Genomic DNA, 19,126 nt, shown 5'->3' on the forward strand with positions numbered 1-19,126 from the left:
CTCGTCGTTTCTCACGAATCGGCCACGAGCGCGTAGGTCGTACCCTCCCGGAATCACCCGTTCTCCCTCGCAGAGACAAGAGGTGCACATGTCCGAACTCAATGAACTCTGTGGCTGGTTGGAAAGTCGCCTTCCCGAGTTGCTGGCCGAGTACAAGGTGCCGGCCGCATCGATCGCCGTATACGCACACGGCGAGGTCATCGACCGCGCGGCCGGGGTACTGAACAAGGACACCGGCGTCGAGGCCACTGCGGACTCCGTCTTCCAGATCGGTTCGATCACCAAGGTCTGGACGACCACGCTGGCGATGCAGCTCGTCGACGAGGGCGCGCTCGATATCGATGCCCCGGTCCGTTCAGCCGGCCTCGGCATCGGGGTGACTTCGGGCTGCGGATCCCACCGTCGCGCGTCGAGATGCAAGCGTTCTTCGCATCCTGGCGCCAGGCGCTGGCGATCGCAAGGAAGTATGCGGTCGCGGTCCGCAACTATGTGATGCCGAAGACCGCGTACCTCTCCGGTGTGCGGACCTCGGAGCTGTGCCAGGTCCGGCTGGGCGAGTTGTTCTGGGACCAGGGGCAGTGGGGGCGGTTCCTGGTGAAGGGCAAGGGCAAGGGCAAGGGCGAGGAGATCCGGGGTCTGTTCCCCGACAACCCGTCCGACCCGCACGCGCCGCTGTTCCCGTCCGAGCGGCTGGCGACGACGCTTGTCGATGTGCCGGTGGCGCCGGCGATCCACCTGGACACCTTCCGGCGGGCGCTGAGGGAGGCGTCGCTGGGAGTGTCCGACGGAGCCCCGAAGGGACCAGGATTCGGGGGCCGACACGTGTTGAGAGCGCTCCCAGAACCTGCGGCACCGACGCGGGGCTCACGGAGCTGTGGGAGCTGCTGGACGGTGCCCGGGGGCCAATCCTCAGTTGTATTCGAACCAGGTCAGAATGGCCTTGACGCGTCGATTGTCCTCGTCGGGAGGCATGCCGAGCTTCACGAAAACGTTCGCCACATGCTTACTCACGGCAGCGCCGGAAAGAAACAGCTCCGTCGCGATTTCTGCGTTGGAGCGCCCTTCGGCCATGTGGGCGAGCACTTCCCTTTCACGGGTGGTGAGCCGGGCAAGCGGCCCCTGTGGCGAGTCCGCGCGGGTGACGTGGCGAACAACCTCGGGGTCGATCACGACGCCACCTGCGGAGACCGTCTCGACAGCTCGCAGGAAGTCGGCGACTCTGCCCACTTTCTCCTTGAGAAGGTACCCGACGGCTCCGTCGGCACCCGGGCCGTTCAGAAGTTCCCTCACATAGGGTCCCGTGACGTAGGCGGAGAGAACCAACACCGGCAGGTCCCGGTGACGGGAGCGCAGATCGATCGCGGCACGCAGTCCGTCGTCGGTGTTTCTGGGGGGCATGCGGACATCCGTGATCACCATGTTCGGGGCGGCTCCGGCACGCACCAGCTCGTCGACCGCGGCAACCAGTTCGTCGGCGTCCTCGCATTCGCGGATGACATCATGAGCGTGGGAGGTCAAGATTTCCCGGATGCCGGCCCTTATCAGCACGCTGTCATCTGCCAGAACAATTCTCATGCCCCCCTCCCCGGGGGAACGTCCTGCTTCAATTTATCACCATGGGGGTTCGCTGGGAGCGGACGCCACAACCAGCGTCCCGCCACCCGGTGGGCTGAGAATTTCGAGATTCCCGCCGACACTTCGCATTCGCTCGCGCAGTCCGGCGAGCCCGGAGCCCGCGTAGATTCTCGCACCGCCGACACCATCGTCATGCACACGCACGTGTACGTCGGTCGTGGCGCATCGTAGGTCGATCCGAGCGCTTCCCACACCTGCGTGTTTCGAGATGTTCGTCAGAGCTTCGGACACCGTGAAGTATACGGCGTTCGCAGTCGGTGACGAAAGCTGGGCGTCATCGCCGGTGCTGGTCAATTCGACCCGCAAAGGCGATCGCGCGGCCAGCTCTCGGACGGCGGCGATGAGACCTAGGTCGCTCAGTTCACGGGGATGGATGTTGCGCACCGTGTCCCTCAGCCGTTCGAGTGCGCGCTCCGCGTGAGCCTGGGCCTGCCGTGCCAGCCGCACGATTCGTTCTTGGTCGGCGGCTGCGGCTGTGGCCGTGGCTTCCAGCATCCCGAGACGCATGACGACGGCGACGAGTTCCTGTTGGGCGCCGTCGTGCAGATCGCGTTCGATGCGCTGTCGCTCGAATTCGAAGGCCGCGGTCAGCGAAGCCCGACTGGTCCGGAGCTCCTCCAGTTTCGCGAGCAGATCCGGGTCCCGGCTTCTGGAGAAGGCGCGCAGGAGAAGGTCGCGAAGAAATGATGTGCCGGTCAGTACGGTAGTGGTGACCGCGCCGAGAACGATGCCTGCGGGCATCGCCAGGAGGGTTTCCCCAACGGATTCAGGGGTGAATGGACCGACCTGCGCAGCGATGCCGAAGAGCCAGAAGACGGGGGAGAACACCAACGCGGCAGCGCCGATGAATCCGAAGAAGGCCACCAGCAGTGACAGTGCGGACAGGAGCACGGCGGTCACGAAAACCGGGAGGTCGGTGCGCCACATCGACCGTGAACGCAGCCGGGGTGCCACCCACTGGGCCCAGCTGTGGTCAGAGGGTTTCAGGGGCATCGTCTCGACGCCGCACCACCGGGCTCTCGAACGGTCCGTCTCCGCCACCACCGGGGCCGAGACCGGCGCAACGAGAATGGAAAGCAGCAGAATCGGAAAAGCCATTGCCGCGATGCATTCCGTCAGCACCCTCCGGGCAATACGAATCTGCGCCATGCCCGCCATTGTCACATACTGTGGATCGCGCAAAAGGTAGACCTAGGTCTACCTTTAAGCAGTGCAGGCACCCGTGTGGCTCCCGCCGTGCCCTGCTTAGCTCGGTGCATGCCTATCTCAGCTGCTGCTTCCGTGCCGTGCATCCGTTTGCGCGGCCTTCATATGGACTTCCCCGTTCCGGGCCGTCGACGCGAGACGGCGCGCGTCCTGCACGATATCGACCTGGACATTCCCGAAGGCCGGCTGACCGTCATCGTCGGCCCTTCCGGGTCGGGCAAGTCGACGCTTCTGCTCTGCATTGCTGGTCTGGAGCAAGCGACCGCGGGTTCCATCGAGGTCCTGGGAACGGATGTCCTGTCGCTCCCCCCTCGCAAGCAGGCCGCATTCCGCAGTGAGAACGTCGGATTCATCTTCCAGGAGTACAACCTCGTCAGCTCGCTGACGGTCGAGGACAACATCGCCCTGCCGGCGCGACTCGCCGGCCATCGGGTGCCCAGGTCGAGGGTCGGCGACGCCATGTCGAGGCTCGGTATCGCCCAGCACGCGCGGCGGCGCCCCGACCGGCTCTCCGGAGGTGAACGCCAGCGCGTCGCGGTGGCCCGGGTCGTCGCGAATCAGCCGCGGATCGTCTTCGCCGACGAGCCGACCGGCGCGCTCGACCTCAAGTCGGGTCATGTCGTGCTCGATTGGCTGCAGGCACTTCCCGCGCAGGGAACCACGGTCCTCATGGTCACACACGACCCTCATGCGGCCGCACGTGCTGACCAGGTCGTGGTGCTGGGGTCCGGGCAAGTGCACGCCGTCATTCCTGGTGGCGACGCCCACGCGGTGAGCGATGCCGTCCTCGCGGCGCAGTCGGAGGACGAAGCGGGTGAGCAGGCGTCGTGATGCGACTTGTCCTGTCGGACATTCGGATGCAGGCGTCCATGTGGTTGTGGACGTTCCTGTGCGCAGTGGTCGGTGCGGCATGCTCAGCGGGCTCGGTCATCGCCATGCTCACCGCCGTCTCGACAGCGCGGGCGGCGGGTGATGCGCGGATGGTCTCCGCGTCGATCGCGCTCGGCGGCAACATCATCTTCTCCACCGTGCTTGCCGCCGTGGGCATCGTCGCATCCACCGTCGGTCTGACCTTGACGACGCAGCGACGCGATCACGCCCTGTGGGCGATCCTCGGGATCCCGCGCAATCGCATCAGATTCATTCTGCGCACGGAACTGGTCGTGCTCGGCGCTGCAGCCGGTGCGCTGGCAGTACCGCTGGCCCCTCTCGTCGCGAGCACCGCCCTCGCACAGTGGACGACCACGGGACTCGACCTGCACGGAGCCACGGCAGGATTCCAGCTCTGGCACGTCGGGGCGAGCGTGCTGTCCGGGGTGGTTCCGTGTCTGCTCGGCGGCTGGGGAGTCACGCGCCGCGCCGCCAAGACACCGGAGATGCGCGCGTTCCGAGACATCTCCGATCCACCGGCGCGGCCCGGCGTCACGCGCAGCGTTCTCGCCCTCTGCCTCCTCGCCGGTGTGGTCGGGATGTGGATTCCCGGGCTGGGACTCGAACTCGAGGGCGGGATCGAACAGCGGACGGCCTTCGCTTTCGCCGGCGACCTCTTTCTCATCTGCCTGTTGCTGCTGATGGGGCCGTGGGTGCTCACACCTCTGATGAGGTTCTGGACCGCACTCGTGCCCTCGCGCGGTGTCGCCTGGCACCTTGCCGTGCAATCGTGCCGCACCCGCGCGGCGAGAAGCGTGGCCACGGTGCTGCCCTTCGCCCTCTCCCTGTCGTTCGTCGGACTCTTCATGGTCATGGGGAACGTCATGCCCGGAAGCACCGCCGGGCTGGGCGATGTCCTGGTCGTGCTGGGCTGGGTCTTCGTCGTGTCCTGGGTCGGCGGCCTTGCTGTGATCGCTCTGGTCGGGCGGGAACGCACACGTGATTCCGCCATCGTGACGGTCGCCGGTGCGCGACCAGGCGTGGTCACCCGATCAACGATCTATGAGGGAGTGATCTACGCGGGGACGGCGATCGTCTTCGGCGCGATCGCCATCGCGGTGACGAGTGCCACTATCGCCGTGGGCGCCGAGATCAGTGTCGTCCGGGTTCTGGACGGCCTCCCCTGGGCGACTCTCGGCGTGCTCGCCGGCGTGACGCTCGTGACCACCTGCCTCGCTCTGGCCCTCCAAGCCGCCCGTGTGTCGCGCACGGTCGCAGCCCGGGCTCTGCGCTCGTGAAGCAGGGCGACGTCCGTACCGCCGCGACAGCAGAATCCCTCGGCCGGTATTCAGGTTGCCTGCTGACGCCACGGAACGAACTCGCCACCGACGCGATCGCGTCCTTCGAACCAACCACCACCACCATGAACGGCATGCGTCACCTGCATGTCCAGAATTATGAAGGAATGAGTCAATGGGAATGAGGCCTCACACTGTGCTCGCCCTCGGGGGCGTCGCGATCCTCGCTGTCGCAGCAACGGGATGCAGCCCGGACGGTACCCCGGCGAACACAGTCGTGGAATCGAAAATGTTTGATTTCAGTGGGGACAGCCTGACCGTGAAGTCCGACTCCGCCGACCTGGAACTCGTAGCCGCCGATGTCAAGGGCGTTCGAGTGACGCGGCAGGTCAGCGGTACGAAAGTAGGCGGCGAAATAGAATCCGGATGGAAGCTCGAAGGGGGCGTTCTCACGCTCTCGCTGGACTGCACGGGTCTCTCCGTCAACTGCGGTGCGAAGTACATCGTGAAGGTACCGCGCGACGTCGCGATCACTGCCGAGAACGACAAGGGTCTTGTTGAAGCCACGGGCTTCACCGCAGATTTCTCGGCCAAAGCCGACGACATGCGGTTGTCGGACCTCAGCGGGCCCCATCTGGATCTGGAAGGCCGCGACGGAACCATCGAAGGCGACAGGATCTCCGCAAGGTCGGTCACCGTCGCCTCACGGAACGGCGACAACGAGCTGAACTTCGTCTCCGCACCTGACCTCGTCGATGTGCGAAGCCAGGACGGCGACGTTCGGCTCGGCCTGCCGGAGGCGACGTACGCAGTCGACACGGCCGCCAAGAAGGGCGACATCACAGCGGATGTCATGAAAGACGACACAAGTGACCATGCCGTGAGGATTCACACCCGTAACGGAGACATCGTCATCGGCAAGAGGGAGGCGCCTTGATGGCTGTACCGTAAATGATCCCTGGAGCGGTGTCAGTGGGGCGTGCGACGTTCCAGGACGTGATCGTTTCGCTGGATGCCCTGCTGCCCACCGCAGCCGGGCCACCTACGGAAGTACGGTCGACGTGCGGGACTGCGCCGAAATTCGAGCACCCGATTGAATAAGTGGATGGCATCCTTCCGCTTCCCCGACGGCCTGATCGGTCTTGGGCGTCGGCAGATCCGCATCTACAACCAGCTCGCCCTGCACCCCGCCGTCGGGGCGGCCGAGCTGCGACGGAAGCTGATCCGGCTGCCCTGCCTGATCAGCTCGCACCCGTACTGGGCGGAGCGCGGCTGGAGCATGGCGGGCCGGATCGAACTGGTGGCTCGACCAGCGTGAGGAGCACCTCTCGAACGGCTGGGTTCAGATCGACCACGCGTTTGCGGCCACCTTCGAGCCGGCAGGTGCGCCCGAGCGGGGCTTCTCCAGAGTCGGGCTCCCTCATTCCGACAGACACAGTGGCTTCACGGACACCGGCGGCCATTCTGGTCCCGCCGTGGCCGAGGGACCGGGCTTCCGCTCCTTTCAAAAAGCGACGTTGTTGCTTGTCCGGGTGCGGCAGAATCTCCATGAACTTGGCTGCCAGCACGACTTGTTTCCCTTCCAACCTGCTCATGCCAGACCAACGAATCAGCGAGGGGAAAGCCACGAGTTAGAGATCTGCACGCCCTTAGTTGGATATGAGGTACGGGGGTTTTCCCTACGATGCTCTCTCCTGCTTCCCGCATTGTTCGGGCGATTCCCTTCGGCCAGACTGGGCGAGTCCGATGGTTGTCCGGTTCAGCTGGGTGAGCGCCGCCACTGGCAGTGCAAGGAGTCGCGCGCCCGCGGTTTCCACTGATTCCCGAACATTCCTTGGCTATCCCATCAGGACAGAAAAGGAATTTATCGGTGGCGCGGATTGACATTACGTTCCTGAAATCGTGCTCCATGCGGTGGTGCCGGGCGTATCTCGATCACCTAAAGCACGACCGCCAGCATTCATGGCATCCCCCCTCGTTTAACGCCAGAAATTAAAAGGTATCCTCGCAATGCTTATAAAAGTCCCTGATCTCATGCGAAATCGCATCCGAAGGGAGCCCAGGGCCGCAGTCCAACGGAGGGCGGGAACCACACGGCGGGAGGCTACTGGATACGGCTCACGCCGGCTGCGTACCCGCGCAGCCGCAGTAGCTGTGGCATCGGCCCTTGCGGCCGTCACGATGTCGGCGTGCTCCAATGACTCAAAGGATCACTCGAATTCCGCGTCCCCGAACGCTCCAGGTGTGAGCGCCGAGCTGCAAAAGCTCATGGACACCTCACCGTGGGCAACAGGCGACTGGGGCGTGCAGGTCGCCGACCTGAAGACAGGAAAAGTCCTCCAGTCGAAGAACGCCGAATCCAAGTTCATGACTGGATCGACAGCCAAGACCTTCGCGGTAGGCGCAGCCCTCGACGACCTCGGCAGCGACCACCGTTTCCGTACGCCAATCGTGCACAGCGGTTCGATATCGGAGGCCGGACGACTCACGGGCAACCTGATCATGGTGGGAAGCGGCGATCTGACTCTCGGCGGACGGACGACTGCAGCAGGACAACTGGACGTACCCGACTTCGACCACTACGACGCAAACGCCGTGCCGGGAATGGCGACCATCACCCGGGAAGACCCGCTGGCAGGCATCAATGACCTGGCTCGTCAGGTCGCGGCAAGCGGCATCCGTCAAGTGGACGGCAACGTGATCATCGACAATCGGCTCTGGGACCCGGTGTCGATCGGTGGGACGCCTGTCACGCCAACGGTGGTCAACGACAACCTCCTTGACTTGCTCATCACGCCCGGCACGCCCGGCAACCCGGCGAAGGTCGACTGGCGGCCCAAGACGGCAGCCTTCACCGTCGACGCGAACGTCACAACCACGCCCGCCGGCACGAAGCCGACGGTGAAGACCGAAAGCAACGCCCCCGGGCACATCCGGGTTCGAGGCTCGGTGCCCGCTGACGCCACCGCACCATTCGTGGCGACATTCCAAGTACCTGACCCCGCAGCATTTGCCCGCACCGTACTCATCGAGGCTCTTGAGCGGAATGGTGTCACCGTCAGCGCCCCGACGCTCGGATCCAACCCCGGCTCCGACCTTCCGTCATCGGAGGAGGTGAAGGCCTTGCCTGTCTCGGCGACGTACACGTCACCGCCCTTCAGGGAATACGCCAAGTTGATCAATAAGGTCAGCCACAATCTCGGCGCCAACCTCTTGCCACTGCTGATGGCAGTCCATCACGGCAAGCACACCTATTCCGACGGAATGCAGATCGAGCGGAACTTTCTCGCCGACGCAGGTATTGACCCGAATTCGTTCACTCTCGTCGATGCCCAAGGCTTGACCGGGGACAAGGCCACACCAGCCGCACAGACAGAGTTGCTGCGGCATCTTTCCCGCAGTCGCGACTTCAGCACCTTCTACAACTCTATGCCGATCCTGGGCGTCGATGGATCACTCGCGGATGTCATCGCGCACACCGACCCTGCCGCAGGACACATTCGCGCGAAAACCGGCACCCTGGTCGGCGCTTTCAAGGGCAAGCTGGCTCTCACCACCAAGGCGCTTGCAGGATACGTTGACGCGAAGAATGGTCACCGTCTCGTCTTCGCGATCTACGTGAACAACGTCCCGATCCCCAGCAACAGCGTCAGCGACGCGATCGACCTGGCACTAAAGGCCAACAAGCAATTGGGATCAATGGCCGCCAGCATCTACCAGAACCCCGAAGGGAGCAACTAATACTCCGGCTGCAGATCGTGATCACGATGGCTTACGGCTGGGTTTCCTGGGCTCGTGCGGGGGCTGTCCCGAAGCGGTCTGAGCAGACACCATGCACGGGTGAGCATCATCATCAAGTACGAACGCGTACGGGTAGGAAGGAATCGCACTTCGCGTTGGGTGGTGCCGGCCTGACGTTTTCCTTCCGCAGCCAGCCCATGACGAACGCGCGCAGAGCGGGGACGGAGTCGTCGAAGACCGCGAAGCCCGGGGCGAAGTCCTTCGCCGGATCGTCCGGGATCACGAGGAGACCCGTGTCGGGGGCGTACTGGATGCTTGCTACGGTGAGTGACCTTCTTCAGGGTCTGTGACCGAGTTCCGAACCGGCTTGAGCGTACTTTTCTCGATCCCTCACCCAGCACGAGAATCTTCGGTGCTGGTTCGGTGCTGACTTCGGCGGGTCAGTGGCGGGAAAACAGCAGGTCGTAGCTCTGATCGGATGAGTTGTCGTACCACTCGATGGTGGTGCCGATGAGGCTCGCGGCGACGATGCGCTTGAGTGAGCGGGTGGTCGGCGGGGCGGATGCCGAGGCAGCCATGAACACCACTTCCGGACGTTGGCGGGGACGGTTTCGTGTCGCCACACCGTAGGAATGGGCAGGTCAGAGGCACATGTGGCGGGACACCATAGTTCTCGGGCCAGGCGTGCGCGGGGCCACCATGACAGGCATGTCGAGACTGCTTGAAGGACCGTGGTGCAGACCGGCAGGCGCCTGTCCGAGTCGCGTCGTTCGGCATGGTTCGGAGTCCTGGTGGTGACTCCCGTGCTGGTTGGGCGCTGCGCTGAAACCGCATGTCAGCAGCCCTGATCACCTGTCCCGTGCTGAGTTGGTGCTGACTACGCAGCGTTGAACATCGGTATTCGGGGCGGATCGGACGGGTTGTGTTCACCCCTTCCGCCGCGACTGCGGTCAGGCCTGGCGCGTTTCTGCGGAGTTGATACGGGCGGTGGCGCGTGGTCCCGCACCGGCAGGCCCCCGCGCAGTGAACCCCCCGGCCGCGTCGGCGGCCAAGGGTGTGGCCGCCCCGGCCAGGCCGACCCCCGCCATGCGCCCCGGCCCCGCTCCAGCGCGTCGGCGGAACAGTCCGCAACCCCGGGGAACCGGTGCCCACTTCGCCGCGACTACTGCATCGGAACCCCTTCGGCCATGAGCACAGCCCGCACACAAGGAGCCCCCCATGTCGATGAACCGGCCGGCCGCCGCCGCCCTGGCCGCAGCCCTCTGTCTGCTCACGGCGGCATGCGGTTCCTCGTCCGACGGCACGGCGAGCGACAGCACCACCGAGGCCGCGGGCTCGACATCCGGCTACCCGGTCACCCTCGACAACTGCGGTGAGAAGCAGGCGTTCGAAAAAGCCCCCGGCCGGGTCGTCGTGATGAACGGGGGCTCCGTCGCCGAGGTGTCCACCCTCATCGCCCTCGGTATCGAGGACAAAGTAGTCGCCAACCAGCAGACGTACGGCATGTCCGAGGTACCGGGCCGCGCCGAGGCCATCAAGAAGCTGCCCACAGGGAACGTCACCCTCGACGACGCATACGACATCCCCCGCGAGACCATGCTCGGCCTGCGCCCCGACCTCGTCCTGTCCGTCACCACGTACGGCTTCGACCAGAAGAACGGATTCGCCACCCGCGAGCAGCTGAAGCAGGTAGGAGCCAACAGCTACGTCTCCCCGCAGGGCTGCGACGACGACCCCTCCAAGATGACCGTCGCCGACAGCTACCAACTGTTGCGTGACATGGGAAAGATCTTCAACGTCAATGACAAGGCCGAGAAGTTGATCGCCGAGTCCGAGAAGAACATCGCGGCGGTCTCCGAGAAGGTCAAGGGAGAGAAGCCCCCGAAGGTCATGGTGCTCTTCTCCAACATGTCCATGGGCAGCAATGACTTCAGCTCGGTCGTCGCCAAGGGCATCATCAACGACATCCTCGCCAAAGCCGGCGGCGCCAACGCCTTCGAGGACGCAGCCGAGACCACCTTCGCCGACCTGAGCAAGGAGAAGGTGGCCGCCACCGACGTCGACGCCCTCGTCGTCATCAGCTACAACGACCCCGACCCGGCGGCATACGCCAAGAAGCTGCTCAAGGAGTTCCCCCAGTGGCCGGCCGCCAAGAACAACACGTACGTGACGCTGTCCGACTCGATGTACCTGGGCCCCAGCAACGACTTGGCCGTGGAGAAGATCGCCGAGATGCTGCACCCGGACGCCGTCTGAGCGGGCTCACGCTGCTGTTGGCGTTCACCCTTCTGTCCGTCGTCCTGATCGCCACCATGATCGTGGCGATCAGCATCGGCGCGGTCGACGTGCCCGTCGGTGACGTGTGGAGGATCGTCCTCCACCACGTCACCGGAGCCGGGGCGGCACCCTCCGACCCCGCGCTCGACCAGATCGTCTGGGCCTTCCGCACCCCGCGGGTGGTCCTGGCGGCCCTGGCCGGCGCGGGCCTGGCGGTGTCGGGGGCCGTGTTGCAGAGTGTCGTGTCCAACCCGCTGGCCGACCCCATCGTGCTGGGCTTCTCCTACGGCGCCACGCTCGGCGCCGTCCTGGTCATCACCCTGGGCGGATCGGCGGCGCTCGCCGGCATCGGGGTGTCGGCGGCGGCCTTCGTGGGGGCGATGGCGGCCGGAGCCCTGGTCTTCGCGCTCGGACAGCGACGGGGACGGATGGCGCCGACCCGGCTGGTGCTGGCGGGGGTGGCCGTCGGATACGTCTTCCTGTCCGCGACCAGCTTCGTACAGCTCCAGGCGACCCCCACCGAGCTTCGGACGGTCATGTTCTGGATGCTGGGCAGCGTCGCGGGCGCCCAGTGGGACCAACTCCCCGTGGTCACCGTCGTGGTGATCGTCACGACCGCCCTGCTGTCCCTGTTCGGCCGCCGGCTCAACGTCCTGCTGGCCGGCGACGAGTCCGCCACCGCGCTCGGCGTCGACGTCAACCGGCTGCGCGCCGCCCTGCTGGTCCTCAGTGCCCTGCTGACCGGGACGGTCATCGCGGTCGCCGGCAGCATCGGCTTCGTCGGCCTGATGATCCCGCACCTGGTACGGCTCACCATCGGCGCCGACCACCGCCGCCTGCTGCCCCTGACCGCCTTGCTGGGAGCGGTGTACCTGGTCCTCGTCGACCTGCTCTCCCGCACCCTCAACCGCCCTGACGAGCTGCCCCTGGGCATTCTCACCGCGCTCCTCGGCGCCCCCTTCTTCCTCTGGCTGCTGCGCCGCAACAAGGGCCTGGACTGAAGCATGAAACTCACCGTCGAACGGCTCCACATCACCCTGGACGGCAACCCGATCCTCCGTGACGTGAGTCTTCAGGCCCGAACGGGCGACATCGTCGGCCTCGTCGGCCCCAACGGCAGTGGCAAGTCGACCCTGCTGCGTTCCGTCTACCGTTCGCTGCGTCCCGCGGACGGCGTCGTGCGGGTCGGGGACGACGACGTGTGGGCCCTGTCCGCCCGCGCCGCGGCCCGCCGTACCGCCGCAGTGCTCCAGGACGCCGGCGGCAACATCACCGGTCTGACCGTCACCGAGATCGTCACCCTGGGCCGCAGCCCTCACCACGGCCTGCTGGGACGCGACGGAGCCGAGGACCGACTCGCCGTCGAGGACGCCATCGACCACTGCGGCGTAAGACCCTATGCGGGACGCGACTACGCCTCCCTGTCCGGCGGGGAACGCCAACGCGTCCTCCTGGCACGGGCGCTGGCGCAGGGCCCGCGGCTGCTGGTCCTGGACGAACTCACCAACCACCTCGACATCCGGGCCCGTTTCGAGCTGCTGGAGCTGATCCGCGCCACGGGGATCACCACGCTGGCGGTCCTGCACGATCTCGATCTGGCCGCCCGGCTCTGTGATCAACTCGTCGTCCTGCACGAGGGGGCGGTGGTGACCGCGGGACCGGTCCTGGAGGTGCTGACCCCTCAGATCCTTCGGAAGGTCTTCGGTGTCAGGGCGAGCACCGAACGGCACGGCGACGGCGTCATCCGCGTCGTCTACGCGGCCCAGCCGCTCGCCCTCGACGGGCCGGCGGGGGACGACCCATGCCGGCCGACACGCCGGCGCTGGTGACGATCCCGCCGTCGCCCACATACCGCGCCTCCACGCGCGCCTCGACAGAAGGGCCGATCCGCGCGAATGTGCGCGGTGAGGGCCTGCGGGGGATGCGTTTCGCTTCCGGGTACCGCCGGGTCACGCCACTTCGTGGACGGCCGCCGGGCGCACGGCGCGGCGGTTGGGGCGATCACCGAGGCCACCGTGGCGGCCACTGCGGCGGTGGCGGTACCGACGAACAGACAGATGATGACGTCGGGTCCCCGCCGGTCGGAGGCGTCAGGGAGAAGTGCCGGCCCTGCCCGGATCATTGGGGGTGAGGCTGCAGCTCAGTGATGACCGCGGTCATCCAGGGCCACGACGGCAGCGCGCGCTCTCTGCTCGACCGCCCCTCCCGTTCCGTAACAGCAGGACTGCTGAATCGCCATCACTCACTATGAAGCAGGGCGAGACGTTCGGCGAGAGGTGCTGAGCCTGCTGTGGGCCCCGACCAGCGCGGAAAGCGGCTGGCGTGGGGGTGCAGCACGACCGTCGAGCACGTACTGATGAAGAGTCGGGGCATGCCCGGACCGCCGGCTGCCGCGCACGCCACTGACGGATGCGGCTGCGAACTGACCTGCACTGCAAGGCTGATAGGATGGCGGGCATGGGACTGATTGAGGTAGACAGAATCTAGCCACCGAACTGCCGGTGGCTTTCACTCGTGTGGGCATCGTCCACATCGGTGAACGATCGTTTCTCCATGCATGCGCGTGAGTCCGCCTTTCCCAGGCGTTGACACCGCCGCATGAATCTCGCCGGCACGTTTGCATCGCACCGACCTCGGTCCCGGGTGCACGACTGCGAACGCGCGACCACGACCTGCTGGACATGCAACCTCCTCCTGCCCGGCATTCGGGAGCGGCTCCCATGCCGCAGGAGCGTGGCTCTCCGCCGGTTCCCTCGCACCTCTCGCCGCATCGACACACGGCCCCGTGGTCGGTTGTCCTGCCAGTTCCGCTGGCTCACACAACCCGTTCACGAAGGGCATCGCCATGCAACATCGCACCTCGCGTTCCCGCACTCGTCATCGCCGAGCGCACTGGAAGGCCGGCGCTCCGGCCCTCACCACCTGCACGAATCCTGCCTGCGGCAAGGCCACGCCTCCGCATCGCGCCTGCCGGCACTGCGGCTTCTACCGGGGGCGCGAGGTCTTGCCTCCTACGGGTGGTGACGCATGAGCACCGTCCTGACCGCAAGGAGCCGTTGGATGCGCATTCGCGATCACCTTGCGCAGACAGGCATGCCCGCGTTCCGGTTTCACCAGCTCATCACCGCGTGGCGGAGTTCGACGGCCGAGACCTTCGCCGACGTCCACGCCCTTCCGGCGCTCCTTCGCGGCGAGCTCGCGGAGCTGTTCGGGCCGCGGCTGCACCCGCTGACTCCGCTGGAGGTGCAACGGGACGAGCAGGTCGAGAAGGTGCTGTTCGCATCGGACAGCGGAGCGCGGATCGAGACCGTCGTCTCGCACTATCGAGCCGGATGGGACTCCATGTGCATCTCGTCGCAGGCCGGATGCGGTCTGGGCTGCTCCTTCTGCGCCACTGGGGCGGTCGGCCTGATCCGCAACCTCACGGCGGACGAGATCGTCGCACAGGTGATGCATCCACGTTGGACGCGCTCGGGTCTGCCCAGGCCGGCCAGCGTCGCGTTCATGGGCATGGGTGAGGCGCTTGCCAACCCGCATGTGTTCGACGCGCTGACGCTGCTGACCGACGCCGCCTACGCCGGCATGTCCGCGCGACGGGTCACGGTCTCCACGGTCGGGTTCGCACCGAATCTCGCACGCCTCGTGGATGAGCACCCGCAGGTGACGATCACGCTCTCGGTGCACTCGCCGTTTCCGCAGGAGCGGGCGCGGATCATCCCGCTCGAGGAGACGTTCCCGCTCGCACAGAGCCTCGACATCCTCGACCGGCATGCTGTCATGAGTCGTCGCAAGGTCTACCTGGCCCATCTGCTCATTGCCGGCGTCAACGACAGCGACGACCACCGCGCTGCCCTCGCCGAGCTGGTCCACCAGCGCTCCAGGCCCGAGCTGTTCCACGTCAGCGTCATCCGCTACAACGAGGCGGTCGGCGCAGCGCCGGAGTATCGCGCACCGTCCTCGACCCGCGTGGACGAGTTCGTGCGCGGGCTCACCGCGCGCGGCGTGCACGCGACCAGACGGCGCCAGTTCGGCACGGGCATCGACGCCGCCTGCGGGCAATTGCACGCGAGGTACTTCGCCACGCCCTCACCGGGGGCCGCCCCCGTCGACACAGAACTGATCCCCGTCAAGCCCGTTGGCTGACGAGCGAGAGAAGAGAGAAACACTGCCTATGTCCACGAAGTCCGCCATCACGCTGCGCGATCTGACCTTCGAGTGGCCCGACGGCACCGTCGCGCTCGCAGGTGTCAACGGCACCTTCACTGCCGGCAGAACCGGGCTGATCGGCCGCAACGGCGCCGGCAAGTCCACCCTGTTCCGGCTCATCGCCGGTGACCTGCGGCCGACTGCCGGACAGATCGACACCGTGGGCGAGGTCGGCTACCTGCCGCAGACGCTCACACTGCGGCAGGACACCGTCATCGCCGAGCTGCTCGGCATCCACGGGATCCTCGACGCGATGAAGGCGATCGAGTCCGGCGATGTCGACCAACGCCACTTCGATGTGATCGGTGACGACTGGGATATCGAGTCCCGTGCCGACGAAGCGCTGCATCAGATCGGGTTCTCCGCCGCAGACCTCGGCCGCCGCGTGGCCGAGGTCTCCGGTGGCGAGGGAATGCTCATCGCGATCACCGGGCTGCGCATCCGTCGCACTCCGATCACGCTGCTCGACGAGCCCACCAACAACCTCGACCGCGCCACGCGCGCCAAGCTTGCCGAGTTCGTCGGCCAGTGGCCCGGGACACTCGTCGTCGTGAGCCACGACCTCGAACTGCTGGAGCACATGGACAACACCACCGAGCTCTACGGCGGCACCCTGGACACGTTCGGCGGCCCGTACAGCGCATGGAAGGAGCACCAGGAGCAGGAGCAGGCAGCCGCGGCGCAGGCCGCACGCTCGGCTCAGCAGGCGCTCAAGGTCGAGAAACGGCAACGCATCGAGGCGGAGACGAAGCTGGCGCGCCGTGAGCGGACAGGGAAGAAGACCCAGAAGGACGGCGGCATCCCGAAGATCCTCGCCGGCAACCGCGCCAGCAAGGCCCAGGCATCCGCAGGATCACTGCGCTCCACTCTCGACAACAAGGTCCAAGCCGCACAGGCCGCCGTCGACCTCGCGGACGCACGCGTCCGCGACGAGGAGCACATCCATCTCGTCCTGCCCGATCCGGACGTCCCACGCGGACGACGGCTGGCGGAACTGGAGGATGAGGGCCGAACCGTCGTGATACAGGGCCCGGAACGGGTGGCGCTCGTGGGCGCGAACGGTGCCGGGAAGTCGACCCTGATCGAGCAGCTCGTCCAGCGTGCCGAGCCGGCTCCGGGGAGACCGCACGGCCGCCTTGTCACCGAACTCATCGGATTCCTCCCGCAACGCCTCGACGGGCTCGATGACGATGTCAGCGCGATGGAGAACGTGCAGGCAGTCGCCCCAGGCACACCGGCCGGTACCATCCGCAACCAGCTCGCCCGGCTGCTCCTTCGCGGTGACAGTGTGGACCGCCCCGTCCGCACACTCTCCGGCGGGGAGCGATTCCGGGTCTCGCTGGCCCGGCTCCTCCTGGCCTCGCCGCCTGCCCAGATGCTGATCCTGGACGAGCCGACGAACAATCTCGACATCGCCAGCGTCGAGCAACTCGCCGAAGCCCTCGACGCGTACCGCGGCGCACTCCTCATCGTCAGCCACGACTTCGCGTTCCTCGAACGGATCGGCGTCGACACCATCATCGAGCTCGACAAGAACGGACGGATGCATCAGCGCCGAGAGCTGGGCATCTGACCGTCTTGGACCGGGCATTACGACACGCGAGCCGGGAGGCGGGTCCTCACATGATTGACCCGCCTCCTCCTTCGCACGCCGTTGTCCACGCGCCGATCCATGCGCGCCATCACACACTCACCGGTGCCGTGGCGCCCGTGATGTACGGATGGGTGCGCCTCGTTTTCGGGGGCTCCGCCTTTTTCCACAGCGAGTTCGGTGAGTGTCGGATACGGCCGGTGACCTGGCGGTGCTCGGCATCAACACCCTCTGCGGCAGCCGACCGATCGACCGTTCTTCAGTCACGACGTCGTATCTGGATCACGGCATTGTCCACTCTGTTCCAAGATCTTCGGCGAATACATCGAGAGGATGAAAGACATTTGAGCAGCAACCGAAATCGGACGAGGCTCACGGTTCCACCCGTGCCCTTCGACCCCGAACTCAACGCGGAGTTGGAGAACCTGGGTGCGCCCCAGGAGAACGCGCCGACGTCGGCTGACGACATTCCCCGGTGGCGTGCGCAACTCACCACGACAGACCCTTCGCTCAAGGAGCTGCGCGACCACGGCAGGTTCGAGATCCAAGAGTTCCTCGCCCCCGGTCCGGACGGAGCACCGGACGTCTCACTTCTCTTCGCACGCCCCACCGGCCTGCGTCAACAAGCGCCGGTCATCTACCACATGCACGGCGGAGGCATGATCGGTGGATCCAACCGCACCGGAATGCAGACGATCCTCCACGAGTGGGCTGAACCCCTCGAGCTGGCGGTCGTATCCGTCGGCTATCGGCTGGCACCTGAGCACCCGTACCCCGCGGCGATCGAGGACTGCTACGCCGGGTTGTCGTGGCTCGCCCGCCATGCCGGCACACTCGGCGTGGACCGCCGACGTGTCATCGCCGTCGGCGGCAGCGCCGGCGGAGGCCTCACGGCTGCTTTGGCCCTGATGGCCCGCGACCGAAAGGGTCCCGGCATCCTTGGCCAGTTGCTGATGTGTCCCATGCTCGACGACCGCAACGACAGTCCCTCAGCACACCAGATGGCCGGACTGGGCGTGTGGGACCGACGTGCCAACAGCCTGGGCTGGACCGCTCTTCTCGGCGAGGACCGGGAAAGCTCGCAGGTCTCGTACTATGCCGCGGCCGCCCGCGCGGCGGACCTGTCCCAGTTGCCGCCCGCCTATGTCGACGCCGGTGCCGCAGAGACCTATCGCGACGAATGCATCCAGTACGCGACGCGCATCTGGCAAGCCGGCGGAGATGCTGAACTGCACATATGGTCAGGCGGCTTCCACGGCTTCGACCAACTGGCGCCACACGCCGAAGTCTCCCGAGACGCCCGCCGGACCCGCTTCCGTTGGCTCTGTCGTCTGCTGAGCCGAGAGGTCCGCGGAGCGTCTTGTCGTGCATCCGCCATGCAAGCCGGGCCCGTAGTCGGGCCGGGCTCCACGGACTCGAGGTGACGAAATGCGCCAGGGGGAGGCTGCTTGGTTCGGTGCGCAGAGGGGCGGTGTGCTGGTGCTGGTCAGGCGTGGGTACTTGTGACCCGGTGGGACATCGCCGATCACCCCCGTCCCACTCGACCGTATGCACCGCAGGTCGGAGTCACGTCCTGCCTACAGGTATCTGGGACCGGACAGCTGGGGCCCTGCGGCCGCCGTCCCGGCATCCATCGCCCGGCGGACGGCTGCGGTGCGGCGGCCCACATGATTGGCAGAGGTGTCACCGCAGATCATTGGCTCCGACTGCGGTGGGCGGCGACCCGGACCCGGGTTCCGCAGCGGGTCGAGCAGTAGCGTTGCGGTGTGCGGCGCCCCGTGTCGATGAAGTAGCGGTCGCATCCGGGTGCGGCGCAGCGGCCCCAGGCGCAGTAGCCGCGTTCGCTGAGCCAGAGTGCCAGGGCGAGCGCGGCGGTGGACAGCAGCCACTGGGCCGGCTGCGCGTCGTAGGGGGCCTGGGTGTGGAGTGACCAGGGGCGCTGCGGCAGGCGGACCAGCCGCGGCCGGGCGGGGTAGCGGTCGAGCAGGGCGTTGATCGCCTCGGCGGCACTGTCCTCGTCCTTCGTGTCCAGGATGTCGGCGATGGTCGCCGCGGCCTCCCGTACTTCTTGGGCGGTGGTGTCAGTGAGCCGCAGGGGTGTGCCGCCATGGGCTTCTACCAGGGCTTCGAGCCCGGCCGGTGTGCCTCCGGTGCCGTCCTGTACGGCGTTGACCAGGTCGGCCAGGAAGAAGAGGCCGCGCGGGTTGTCGTCGGTGAACCGCTGGTGCATGAGCATCTCCCGCTTCAGGGCCGACATCACTTCATCATGGTAACGTCTAAAATAGATTTAATCGTTACCTCC

The 19,126-nt window shown here is 66.3% G+C and carries 18 protein-coding genes and 1 pseudogene; 14 read left to right on the forward strand and 5 right to left on the reverse strand.

Annotated features, from left to right (window positions below; genetic code table 11):
• The first annotated feature begins 88 nt into the window (after nucleotides 1–88).
• Nucleotides 89–493: a serine hydrolase domain-containing protein gene (locus tag ACIQCZ_RS10915; RefSeq protein ID WP_402282138.1), complete on the forward strand. Its 405-nt coding sequence runs from the start codon at nucleotides 89–91 to the stop codon at nucleotides 491–493.
• A gap of 416 nt (nucleotides 494–909) precedes the next feature.
• On the opposite strand, the gene ACIQCZ_RS10920 is transcribed toward ACIQCZ_RS10915, so the two are convergent.
• Together ACIQCZ_RS10920 and ACIQCZ_RS10925 are read right to left on the reverse strand one after the other, a co-directional pair.
• Nucleotides 910–1,575: a response regulator gene (locus ACIQCZ_RS10920; protein WP_402281397.1), complete on the reverse strand. Its 666-nt coding sequence runs from the start codon at nucleotides 1,573–1,575 to the stop codon at nucleotides 910–912.
• A gap of 36 nt (nucleotides 1,576–1,611) precedes the next feature.
• A complete protein-coding gene (locus ACIQCZ_RS10925; protein ID WP_351266620.1) occupies nucleotides 1,612–2,784 on the reverse strand; it encodes a sensor histidine kinase in 1,173 nt (390 codons plus the stop codon).
• Nucleotides 2,785–2,892: 108 nt separating this feature from the next.
• On the opposite strand from ACIQCZ_RS10925, the gene ACIQCZ_RS10930 reads away from it, so the two are divergent.
• The 5 genes from ACIQCZ_RS10930 to ACIQCZ_RS10950 all read left to right on the forward strand — a co-directional run bounded on the left by ACIQCZ_RS10930 (nucleotide 2,893) and on the right by ACIQCZ_RS10950 (nucleotide 6,327).
• Nucleotides 2,893–3,672 (forward strand): ABC transporter ATP-binding protein, encoded by a 780-nt coding sequence (locus ACIQCZ_RS10930; protein WP_402281399.1) that lies wholly within the window; start codon nucleotides 2,893–2,895, stop codon nucleotides 3,670–3,672.
• On the forward strand, nucleotides 3,672–5,009 hold the full coding sequence (locus ACIQCZ_RS10935) for an FtsX-like permease family protein (protein WP_402281400.1): 1,338 nt from the start codon (nucleotides 3,672–3,674) through the stop codon (nucleotides 5,007–5,009). The genes ACIQCZ_RS10930 and ACIQCZ_RS10935 overlap by 1 nt, the downstream gene beginning before the upstream one ends.
• Nucleotides 5,006–5,194: a hypothetical protein gene (locus tag ACIQCZ_RS10940; RefSeq protein ID WP_402281401.1), complete on the forward strand. Its 189-nt coding sequence runs from the start codon at nucleotides 5,006–5,008 to the stop codon at nucleotides 5,192–5,194. Before ACIQCZ_RS10935 ends, ACIQCZ_RS10940 begins: the two co-directional genes overlap by 4 nt.
• On the forward strand, nucleotides 5,185–5,946 hold the full coding sequence (locus tag ACIQCZ_RS10945) for a DUF4097 family beta strand repeat-containing protein (protein ID WP_402281403.1): 762 nt from the start codon (nucleotides 5,185–5,187) through the stop codon (nucleotides 5,944–5,946). Before ACIQCZ_RS10940 ends, ACIQCZ_RS10945 begins: the two co-directional genes overlap by 10 nt.
• 168 nt (nucleotides 5,947–6,114) lie before the next feature.
• Nucleotides 6,115–6,327 (forward strand): hypothetical protein, encoded by a 213-nt coding sequence (locus ACIQCZ_RS10950; RefSeq protein WP_402281405.1) that lies wholly within the window; start codon nucleotides 6,115–6,117, stop codon nucleotides 6,325–6,327.
• Here ACIQCZ_RS10950 and ACIQCZ_RS10955 read toward each other — a convergent pair.
• Nucleotides 6,293–6,604 (reverse strand): annotated as a pseudogene (locus tag ACIQCZ_RS10955) (ISAzo13 family transposase); the annotation flags it as partial. The gene ACIQCZ_RS10950 and the pseudogene ACIQCZ_RS10955 sit on opposite strands and share 35 nt — an antisense overlap.
• A 649-nt stretch (nucleotides 6,605–7,253) precedes the next feature.
• Between ACIQCZ_RS10955 and dacB the strand changes: the two are divergent.
• A complete protein-coding gene (gene dacB, locus ACIQCZ_RS10960; protein WP_402281407.1) occupies nucleotides 7,254–8,750 on the forward strand; it encodes a D-alanyl-D-alanine carboxypeptidase/D-alanyl-D-alanine-endopeptidase in 1,497 nt (498 codons plus the stop codon).
• A 440-nt stretch (nucleotides 8,751–9,190) separates the two neighbouring features.
• On the opposite strand, the gene ACIQCZ_RS10965 is transcribed toward dacB, so the two are convergent.
• Nucleotides 9,191–9,328: a hypothetical protein gene (locus tag ACIQCZ_RS10965; protein ID WP_157987036.1), complete on the reverse strand. Its 138-nt coding sequence runs from the start codon at nucleotides 9,326–9,328 to the stop codon at nucleotides 9,191–9,193.
• 640 nt (nucleotides 9,329–9,968) lie between these two features.
• On the opposite strand from ACIQCZ_RS10965, the gene ACIQCZ_RS10970 reads away from it, so the two are divergent.
• The 7 genes from ACIQCZ_RS10970 to ACIQCZ_RS11000 all read left to right on the forward strand — a co-directional run bounded on the left by ACIQCZ_RS10970 (nucleotide 9,969) and on the right by ACIQCZ_RS11000 (nucleotide 18,248).
• Complete coding sequence (locus ACIQCZ_RS10970; protein WP_402281409.1) at nucleotides 9,969–11,006, forward strand: ABC transporter substrate-binding protein; 1,038 nt, start codon at nucleotides 9,969–9,971, stop codon at nucleotides 11,004–11,006.
• A 56-nt stretch (nucleotides 11,007–11,062) separates the two neighbouring features.
• Nucleotides 11,063–12,028 (forward strand): FecCD family ABC transporter permease, encoded by a 966-nt coding sequence (locus ACIQCZ_RS10975; protein ID WP_402282140.1) that lies wholly within the window; start codon nucleotides 11,063–11,065, stop codon nucleotides 12,026–12,028.
• 3 nt (nucleotides 12,029–12,031) lie between these two features.
• On the forward strand, nucleotides 12,032–12,856 hold the full coding sequence (locus tag ACIQCZ_RS10980) for an ABC transporter ATP-binding protein (RefSeq protein ID WP_402281411.1): 825 nt from the start codon (nucleotides 12,032–12,034) through the stop codon (nucleotides 12,854–12,856).
• Between the two features lie 1,016 nt (nucleotides 12,857–13,872).
• Nucleotides 13,873–14,058 (forward strand): 50S ribosomal protein L32, encoded by a 186-nt coding sequence (gene rpmF, locus ACIQCZ_RS10985; RefSeq protein ID WP_402281412.1) that lies wholly within the window; start codon nucleotides 13,873–13,875, stop codon nucleotides 14,056–14,058.
• A gap of 29 nt (nucleotides 14,059–14,087) precedes the next feature.
• Nucleotides 14,088–15,170, forward strand: coding sequence for a radical SAM protein (locus ACIQCZ_RS10990; RefSeq protein ID WP_402281414.1), 1,083 nt, complete (start codon nucleotides 14,088–14,090; stop codon nucleotides 15,168–15,170).
• A gap of 28 nt (nucleotides 15,171–15,198) precedes the next feature.
• Nucleotides 15,199–16,806, forward strand: a complete 1,608-nt coding sequence (locus ACIQCZ_RS10995) for an ABC-F family ATP-binding cassette domain-containing protein (RefSeq protein WP_402281415.1) — start codon at nucleotides 15,199–15,201, stop codon at nucleotides 16,804–16,806.
• Nucleotides 16,807–17,210: 404 nt separating this feature from the next.
• The gene (locus ACIQCZ_RS11000; RefSeq protein WP_402281417.1) at nucleotides 17,211–18,248 is read left to right on the forward strand and encodes an alpha/beta hydrolase; all 1,038 of its coding nucleotides are present in this window, start codon (nucleotides 17,211–17,213) and stop codon (nucleotides 18,246–18,248) included.
• A gap of 269 nt (nucleotides 18,249–18,517) precedes the next feature.
• Here the strand turns inward: ACIQCZ_RS11000 and ACIQCZ_RS11005 are convergent, their stop codons facing one another.
• Nucleotides 18,518–19,081 carry a CGNR zinc finger domain-containing protein gene (locus ACIQCZ_RS11005; RefSeq protein WP_402281419.1) on the reverse strand — a complete coding sequence of 188 codons (564 nt, stop codon included), beginning with the start codon at nucleotides 19,079–19,081 and terminating at the stop codon, nucleotides 18,518–18,520.
• Between the last annotated feature and the right edge of the window lie 45 nt (nucleotides 19,082–19,126).

Source organism: Streptomyces sp. NPDC093149, assembly GCF_044754145.1.
GTDB lineage: Bacteria > Actinomycetota > Actinomycetes > Streptomycetales > Streptomycetaceae > Streptomyces.

What these genes read in the sequence shown, in the direction of transcription:
- ACIQCZ_RS10920 (WP_402281397.1), bottom strand. Translation starts at nt 1,575, where the DNA reads ATGAGAATTGTTCTGGCAGATGACAGCGTGCTGATAAGGGCCGGCATC.
- ACIQCZ_RS10965 (WP_157987036.1), bottom strand. Translation starts at nt 9,328, where the DNA reads ATGGCTGCCTCGGCATCCGCCCCGCCGACCACCCGCTCACTCAAGCGC.
- ACIQCZ_RS11005 (WP_402281419.1), bottom strand. Translation starts at nt 19,081, where the DNA reads ATGTCGGCCCTGAAGCGGGAGATGCTCATGCACCAGCGGTTCACCGAC.
- ACIQCZ_RS10935 (WP_402281400.1), top strand. Translation starts at nt 3,672, where the DNA reads ATGCGACTTGTCCTGTCGGACATTCGGATGCAGGCGTCCATGTGGTTG.
- ACIQCZ_RS10970 (WP_402281409.1), top strand. Translation starts at nt 9,969, where the DNA reads ATGTCGATGAACCGGCCGGCCGCCGCCGCCCTGGCCGCAGCCCTCTGT.
- ACIQCZ_RS10995 (WP_402281415.1), top strand. Translation starts at nt 15,199, where the DNA reads ATGTCCACGAAGTCCGCCATCACGCTGCGCGATCTGACCTTCGAGTGG.
- ACIQCZ_RS10930 (WP_402281399.1), top strand. Translation starts at nt 2,893, where the DNA reads ATGCCTATCTCAGCTGCTGCTTCCGTGCCGTGCATCCGTTTGCGCGGC.
- ACIQCZ_RS10945 (WP_402281403.1), top strand. Translation starts at nt 5,185, where the DNA reads ATGGGAATGAGGCCTCACACTGTGCTCGCCCTCGGGGGCGTCGCGATC.
- ACIQCZ_RS10915 (WP_402282138.1), top strand. Translation starts at nt 89, where the DNA reads ATGTCCGAACTCAATGAACTCTGTGGCTGGTTGGAAAGTCGCCTTCCC.
- rpmF (WP_402281412.1), top strand. Translation starts at nt 13,873, where the DNA reads ATGCAACATCGCACCTCGCGTTCCCGCACTCGTCATCGCCGAGCGCAC.
- ACIQCZ_RS10980 (WP_402281411.1), top strand. Translation starts at nt 12,032, where the DNA reads ATGAAACTCACCGTCGAACGGCTCCACATCACCCTGGACGGCAACCCG.
- ACIQCZ_RS10925 (WP_351266620.1), bottom strand. Translation starts at nt 2,784, where the DNA reads ATGGCGCAGATTCGTATTGCCCGGAGGGTGCTGACGGAATGCATCGCG.
- ACIQCZ_RS10950 (WP_402281405.1), top strand. Translation starts at nt 6,115, where the DNA reads ATGGCATCCTTCCGCTTCCCCGACGGCCTGATCGGTCTTGGGCGTCGG.
- ACIQCZ_RS10990 (WP_402281414.1), top strand. Translation starts at nt 14,088, where the DNA reads ATGCGCATTCGCGATCACCTTGCGCAGACAGGCATGCCCGCGTTCCGG.
- ACIQCZ_RS10975 (WP_402282140.1), top strand. Translation starts at nt 11,063, where the DNA reads ATGATCGTGGCGATCAGCATCGGCGCGGTCGACGTGCCCGTCGGTGAC.